Origin of the sequence: Pseudomonas sp. BF-RE-21 (assembly GCF_019947305.1) — a bacterium.
GTDB lineage: Bacteria > Pseudomonadota > Gammaproteobacteria > Pseudomonadales > Pseudomonadaceae > Aquipseudomonas > Aquipseudomonas migulae.
Genome location: NZ_JAGYGF010000069.1, coordinates 21534 through 28775, shown reverse-complemented (window position 1 = coordinate 28775; position 7242 = coordinate 21534). Strand labels below are relative to the sequence as shown.

At 60.3% G+C, this 7242-nt stretch carries 5 protein-coding genes; all 5 read right to left on the bottom strand.

What is annotated here, in order from left to right; all coding sequences use genetic code 11:
* Positions 1–71: 71 nt before the first annotated feature.
* A complete protein-coding gene (folK, locus tag KGB25_RS27850) occupies positions 72–557 on the bottom strand; it encodes a 2-amino-4-hydroxy-6-hydroxymethyldihydropteridine diphosphokinase (RefSeq protein ID WP_223437583.1) in 486 nt (161 codons plus the stop codon).
* A 2-nt stretch (positions 558–559) separates the two neighbouring features.
* Positions 560–1960 carry a polynucleotide adenylyltransferase PcnB gene (locus KGB25_RS27845; RefSeq protein WP_008033187.1) on the bottom strand — a complete coding sequence of 467 codons (1401 nt, stop codon included), beginning with the start codon at positions 1958–1960 and terminating at the stop codon, positions 560–562.
* A 691-nt stretch (positions 1961–2651) separates the two neighbouring features.
* Positions 2652–4088 (bottom strand): sigma-54-dependent transcriptional regulator, encoded by a 1437-nt coding sequence (locus KGB25_RS27840; RefSeq protein WP_008036379.1) that lies wholly within the window; start codon positions 4086–4088, stop codon positions 2652–2654.
* A 22-nt stretch (positions 4089–4110) separates the two neighbouring features.
* Positions 4111–7065: a sensor histidine kinase gene (locus KGB25_RS27835; protein ID WP_008033180.1), complete on the bottom strand. Its 2955-nt coding sequence runs from the start codon at positions 7063–7065 to the stop codon at positions 4111–4113.
* Positions 7049–7225 carry a hypothetical protein gene (locus KGB25_RS27830; RefSeq protein ID WP_003176118.1) on the bottom strand — a complete coding sequence of 59 codons (177 nt, stop codon included), beginning with the start codon at positions 7223–7225 and terminating at the stop codon, positions 7049–7051. The genes KGB25_RS27835 and KGB25_RS27830 overlap by 17 nt, the downstream gene beginning before the upstream one ends.
* Positions 7226–7242: the final 17 nt, after the last annotated feature.

The window sequence follows — 7242 nt, the reverse complement described above, 5'->3', positions numbered from 1 at the left end:
GTGTCATTCAGCATTGATGCCGACTGATCCACCGCTATCGCGAGCAGGCTCGCTCCCACAGGGGATGTGCGTTAATTCGGGGGGAGGCGTTCCAACCCGACGAACGGGCAGGCTGCAAGGAGATCAGTCAGTGCACGCCCATCCGCCAACCGCAAATCCACTGGCGCCAATTCGGCCAACGGATACAGAACGAACGCGCGTTCCTGCATATGGTAGTGAGGTACCTTGAGGCGTGGCTCGTCGATCAGCCGATCACCGAACAGCACGATGTCGAGATCAAGCGTGCGTGGCCCCCAGCGCTCAAGACGCTCGCGGCCCTGTCCGTTCTCGATGGCTTGCAGCGCATCGAGCAGCTCCAGCGGGGCAAGTGTGCTGTCGAGGGCGGCCACTGCGTTGGTGTAACGCGGTTGGCCAGGCAGCAGCGAGTCGCTCTGATAAAACCCGGAAACCCCGACCAGTTCAGTCTGCGGCAACCGCGCCAGCGCTTCGACGGCGCTGCGCAATTGTTCGGCGGGGTCAGCCAGGTTGCTGCCCATGCCGATGTAGATGCGTTCCATGCTTACTCGCCCGTGGTGCTCGGTGCGCCGGCTGCACGTTTGCGCTTGGCACCGCCGCTGCGGCGACGTTTGCGTGGTGCGCCAGTGCCGTCTTCCTTGCCACTGAGGTCGCGGATCATGTCACGACGTTCGCTGTCGTTGGCGTCCTGATAATCCGTCCACCATTCGCCCAGGCCATCGGTCTGTTCGCCAGCGCTTTCGCGCAGCAGCAGGAAGTCGTAACCGGCGCGGAAACGCGGGTTGTCCAGCAGCAGGTCGGCGCGTTTGCCGCTGCGGCGCGGCAGGCGTTCCTGCATGTCCCAGATCTCGCGGATCGGCATGGTGAAGCGTTTTGGAATCGCGATCCGCTGGCACTGTTCGGCAATCAGTTCGTGCGCCGCTTCCTGCATCGCCGGAATCGGCGGCATGCCACGTTCCTGCAAGCGCAGCACGCGAGCCGGCAGGGCAGGCCACAACAGGGCTGCAAACAGGAACGCCGGGGTCACCGGTTTGTTCTGCTTGATGCGCAGGTCGGTGTTGATCAGCGCTTCGCTGATCAGGGTGTGGGTGTACGTCGGGTTGTATTCCAGCGCCTCGGCACTGGCCGGGAACAGCGGATCGAACAGCTGCAGGTCGACCAGCATCTCGAAGGTGTCCGCGGCGTGGCCGGAGAGGAACAGCTTGAGCACTTCTTCGAACAGACGGGCCGACGGGATCTCGCGCAGCATCGGTGCCAGGTCGCGGATCGGCAGGGCGCTGTGTTTTTCGATGCCGAAATTCAGCTTGGCGGCAAAACGCACGGCGCGCAGCATCCGCACCGGGTCTTCCTGGTAGCGTTGTTTCGGATCGCCGATCAAACGGATCAGGTGGTTGCGGATGTCGTGTACGCCGTTGGCGTAGTCGAGGATGCGCTCGCTGACCGGATCGTAATACAGGGCGTTGATGGTGAAGTCGCGGCGTTGCGCGTCTTCTTCCAGCGTGCCATAGACGTTATCGCGCAGAATGCGCCCGCTCTCGTTGCGGGAAGACTGGTTGCTGTCTTCCTCTTCATCGTTTTGCGGGTGATTGGCGCGGAAGGTCGCGACTTCAATGATTTCGCGGCCAAAGTGGATATGCACCAGTTTGAAGCGGCGGCCGATGATCCGCGCATTGCGGAATTCGGCGCGCACCTGTTCAGGGGTGGCACTGGTGGCGACGTCAAAGTCTTTCGGTGTGATGCCGAGCATCATGTCGCGCACACAACCGCCGACCAGGTAAGCCTGGTAACCGGCGTTCTGCAGGCGTTCGACGATATTCACCGCGTAACGGCTGAATTGTGCCTTTTGCAGCGAGTGTTGGCCGCTGTTAAGCACTTCAGGCGTGCTGCGGATGTGTTGCGTATGACGCTTGGGAGAACGGAATGACTGGAACAGCTTCTTCAGCATGGGATGCACTGTTTGAAGGAATGTTCGGCCAAAACGAAGAATGACCGCATGATGGGCGGGGATTCTAGCATTTAGTCGGGGGATGGTGTAGGAAGCTGCGCAAGCGCTTGAAGGGCGTGTCTGGCACGGGCGTAAATGCCAGAAACTACAAGGGGAGCCGAAGCTCCCCAAGAAGTAGTTGCATGTTCTATTTTTGTTATTGGTTTCGGGCTTCTTGTTTTTGTTGAGTGCCCGCGTCATGAAGTTTTCCTTCATGACCCTCCCAATCGGGAGCCAAGAGCAAACGGATTGCTTTGGTCGCTGTGCTGCAGTGATCTTGCGATCCAACCAGTTCAGGCTCTGTCTCAAGACAGTTTTTTGTTGTTCTCGGCCTGGTCGTGGGGCAAGCCCCAAATACAACGCCTCTCCAAAAGAATCAGTTAGCTACGCCTCATGCCGTCTTGTTTTTATTGTGCGTGAGTCGATACGTCTTATTTTTATTGTCTTGTACATTGCTTGTTATTGTTCTTGTACCAAACATATAGCAGGGTGCGTGCCAACTTTTGCGAAGCCCAACAAAACAAGGGGTTACGTCACTTGATGGGCTTATTCGAGGCCAAAAAAAACCGGGGCTTCGTTACCGTAAGCCCCGGTTTCTGTTACGTGAAAAAACTGGGGTAACAGTTTCTTCACACAATCATGTGTTACCCGCTCAGCTCTCGCTGGCCACCCCGGTCTTGCGCCGCGGAATGCCCAGGCGTTGGCGGCGTTCCCACAGGCATTTACGGCTGACGCCCAGTTTGCGTGCCAGCTCGGTTTCGGTCATGTGGTCCTGATGTTCGAGGACGAAGTGCTGGAAGTAGTCTTCCAGTGACAGGTCTTCGGTCGGCTCATGATTGTTGTTGCCGGCGCCGTTGCCCTGTTGCGGAGGCAGGCCGATGAACTCATCGTCTTCCAGGTCGCTCAGCTCGATGTCGATGCCCAGCAGCTCGGCGGAAATTTCCGGGCTCTCGCACAGGATGACCGCGCGTTCGACCGCGTTTTCCAGTTCGCGCACGTTGCCCGGCCAGGAGTAATGACGAATCGCCTGTTCGGCGTCCGCGGCGAACTTCAGATCGGTGCGGTTGACCCGCGCGCTCTGCCGCGCCAGGAAGGCATTGGCGATTTCGTTGACGTCGGCACCGCGCTCACGCAGGGCCGGCAGTTTCAGGGCGATCACGTGGAGGCGGTAATACAAGTCTTCACGGAACTGGCCGATCTTCGCGAGGCTCTTGAGGTCCCGGTGAGTCGCGGCGATCAAGCGCACATCGACTTTCTGCGACTGGACCGAACCGACCCGGCGAATTTCGCCTTCCTGCAACACGCGCAGCAAGCGGGCCTGGGCTTCCAGTGGCAGTTCGCCGATTTCGTCGAGGAACAAGGTGCCGCCATCAGCCGCTTCCACCAGGCCTGCACGCCCGGCGCTGGCACCGGTGAACGCGCCTTTTTCGTGGCCGAACAGTTCGGACTCGATCAGGCTTTCCGGAATCGCCGCGCAGTTCACCGAAATCATCGGTGCCTTGGCGCGCCTGGACAGGTTGTGCAGGGCGCGGGCCACCAGTTCTTTACCGGTGCCGGACTCGCCCTGGATCAGGACATTGGAGTCGGTCGGCGCGACTTTGCGGATCTTGCTGTACAGATCCTGCATCGGCGGGCACGAACCGATGATGCCGATTTCGCCGTTGCTGTTGTCGACACCCGGTTTCGCCGCGCCATTGCCGGCTTTGCCGACGGCAGGTTCACCGCTGGCCTGTACCGATTGCCGGTCACGCAGGATGCGTGCGACGGCCTGGAGCATTTCGTCGTGGTCGAAAGGCTTGGCGATGTAATCCACCGCGCCCATCTTCATGGAGTCGACCGCCGAGCGCAGGCTGGCGTAGCTGGTCATGATCAGCACCGGCGTGCCCTGGCCGAGTTTGATCAACTCGGTGCCCGGCGCGCCAGGCAAACGCAGGTCGCTGACGATCAGGTCGAACGTGGGAATGGTGAAGCGTTCTTGTGCTTCCTGCACTGAACCGGCTTCGCTGACCTGGTACTGGTTACGTTCCAGCAGGCGGCGCAAGGCGGAGCGGATAATTGTTTCGTCTTCGACGATCAAAATGTGCGGCATTGATTCGATACTCTCGACGGTCTCAGTTCACAGCGGACGTCGCTTCGACATGACGCGGCAAGGTCACCCGGATACGGGTGCCGCGTTGGCTTTGAACATCAGCCGGGCTGTCGATGGTGATTTGTCCATAATGCTCTTCAACGATGGAATAGACCAGTGCAAGGCCCAGACCGGTGCCTTCGCCAGGATCCTTGGTGGTGAAGAAAGGTTCGAACAACCTATCCATGATGCTCGATGGAATACCGCTGCCTTCGTCTTCCACGATCAGGTCGACCGTGTGTTCGCCGGCTTCGCTTTTTACCCGCACCGCGCTGCCGGGAGGCGAGGCGTCACGGGCGTTTGAGAGCAGGTTGATCAGTACTTGGGCGAGTCGCTGCGGATCGCCTTCGACCCAGTGATCGGGGTCGCACAGGTTGTAGAACTGCACTTCGAAATTGCGTCGGTTCAGGGCCAGCAAACCAATGGCGTCCTGGGCCACTTCGGCCAGACAGACGGGCTCGTCGTTGTGCTGATGACTGCCCGCGTGGGCGAAACTCATCAGCGACTGGACGATGCGCGATACGCGTTTGGTCTGTTCCAGAATCTGCCCGCTGATTTCCTTCAGCTCGCCATCGTCTTCGCGTTCTTCGCGCAGGTTCTGCGCCAGGCAAGCGATGCCGGTGATCGGGTTGCCGATTTCATGGGCCACGCCCGCAGCGAGGCGGCCGATACTGGCCAGGCGCTCGGAGTGCACCAGTTTGTCTTCGAGCATCTGCGTTTCGGTGAGGTCTTCCACCAGCAATACCAAACCACTGTTACCCGGCGCGAGCGGTTCGTCGATCGCCGCTTTGTGCAGGTTCAGCCAGCGGGTCTGGCCATCAAGGGCCAGATGTTGCTTGTGCAAATGCTCGTCCGGCAGATTGATGAAGCCTTGCAGCAGTTCTTTCCACGGATCGGCGATGGTGCTCAGGCGCGAACCGACCACACGCTGCGCGGCGATTCCGGTCAGCTCCTCCATGGCTTTGTTCCACATGAGGATTTCCTGATCCTTGGCCAGCGAGCAAACGCCCATCGGCAATTCCTGCAGGGTCTGGCGGTGGTAGCGGCGCAGGGCATCGAGTTCGGCAGCCAGGCCGGTCAGGCGCGAGTGGTAATCCTCGAGGCGGCTTTCGATGAAGTGAATGTCTTCGGTGACGTAGTTTTCACCGCCAGCCTTATAAGGCAGGAAGGTCTCGACCATGTCCTGCGCCACGCTCGGGCCCATCAGGCCGGAGAGGTTGGCTTCGATCCGGTCGCGCAAGCGGCGCAAGGCGTAAGGCCGGCGCTCGTCGAACGGCAGGTAGAGATCGCGCAGCGCTTGTTCGACTTCTTTCTGCGCAGCCTTGGCGCCCAAGGGTTTGGCCAGTTGCGTGGCGAATTCCTGAGGCGAGGCGGCGTGTAATTCCCGGCGTTGCGGGCGACGCACGTTGTCCACGGCGCAAGCTTCGGCGGCGCTGGCTTCTTCGGGGCTGGCGTTGGTGAACAGCGAAATCAGGGTGAACATCAGCACGTTGGCGGCCAGCGAGGCGATTGCGGCCATGTGCCAACTGGTGTCGTCCAGCACGTAGATCATGTTCAACAGCGGAATGTAGAAACCTTGCAGGTTGCCGACCAGCGGCAACAGCATGGTCACCAGCCACACCAGAATCCCCGCCAGCAAACCGGCGATGAAGCCACGGCGGTTGGCGGTCGGCCAGTACAGGACGGACAGCACGCCCGGCAGGAACTGCAACGTCGCCACAAACGCGACGATGCCGAGGTTGGCCAGGTCCTGCTCTGCGCCCAGCAGCAGATAGAAACCGTAACCGGCCATGATGATCGCGACGATCAGCGCCCGACGTGTCCATTTCAACCAGCGGTAGATGTTGCCTTCGGCCGGTGGCTGATAGAGCGGCAGCACCAGGTGGTTCAGCGCCATCCCGGACAGGGCCAGGGTGGTGACGATGATCAGCCCGCTGGCGGCCGATAGCCCGCCGACATACGCCAGCAGCGCCAAGGCTTTGCTGTTGGCGGCGATACCGATGCCCAGCGTGAAGTATTCCGGATTGGTCGTGGCCCCCAGTTTCAGGCCCGCCCAGAGAATCAGCGGCACCGCCAGGCTCATCAACAGCAGGAACAACGGCAAGCCCCAGCTCGCGCTGACCAGCGAGCGCGGGTTGAGGTTTTCGGTAAAGGTCATGTGGTACATGTGCGGCATCACAATCGCCGAGGCGAAGAACACCAGCAACAGCGTGCGCCACGGGCCTTCTTGCAAAGGCGTGTGCAACGCGGCGAGGGCGGTCTGGTTTTGCAGCAGCCACAGTTCCAGCTGTTGCGGGCCGTCGAACACGCCGTACAGTGCATACAAACCAACGCCGCCAATGGCGATCAGCTTGATCACCGACTCGAAGGCAATGGCAAACACCAGGCCTTCGTGTTTCTCGCGGGTGGCGATGTGGCGCGAGCCGAAGAAAATCGTGAACAGCGTAATCAGCGCGCAAAAGCTCAGGGCCACGCGATGCTGCACCGGTTCGCGGGTGAGGATACCGATGGAGTCCGCCACGGCCTGAATCTGCAGGGCCAGCAACGGCAGCACGCCGATCAGCATGAAGATCGTGGTCAGTGCGCCGGCCCAGGTACTGCGAAAGCGAAACGCGAACAGGTCGGCCAGCGACGACAGTTGATACGTGCGAGTGATCTTCAGGATCGGATACAGCAACACCGGCGCGAGCAGAAATGCCCCGGAAACCCCAAGGTAGCTGGAGAGAAAGCCGTAGCCGTACTGATAGGCAAGGCCCACCGTGCCGTAAAACGCCCAGGCACTGGCGTAAACGCCCAGCGACAGGGTGTAAGTCAGGGGGTGGCGAATGATCGCCCGGGGGATCATGCCCCGTTCGCTGATCCAGGCGACGCCGAACAGCACCGCCAGGTACGCGGCGCTGATCAGGATCATCTGGGTCAGGCTAAAGCTCATCGGCATCTTTTTGGCTCTGCAGGATGAAGGTCACGACGATCAGAATCAGCCAGAGCAGATACGGGCGATACCAGGCGCCAGTGGCGTCGATCCACCAATCCATGATGGCCGGGGAAAACAGGTAAATCCCCACTACCAGGAGCAGGACCAAGCGATAGATGTACATCCCGGCCTCTCTTTTTT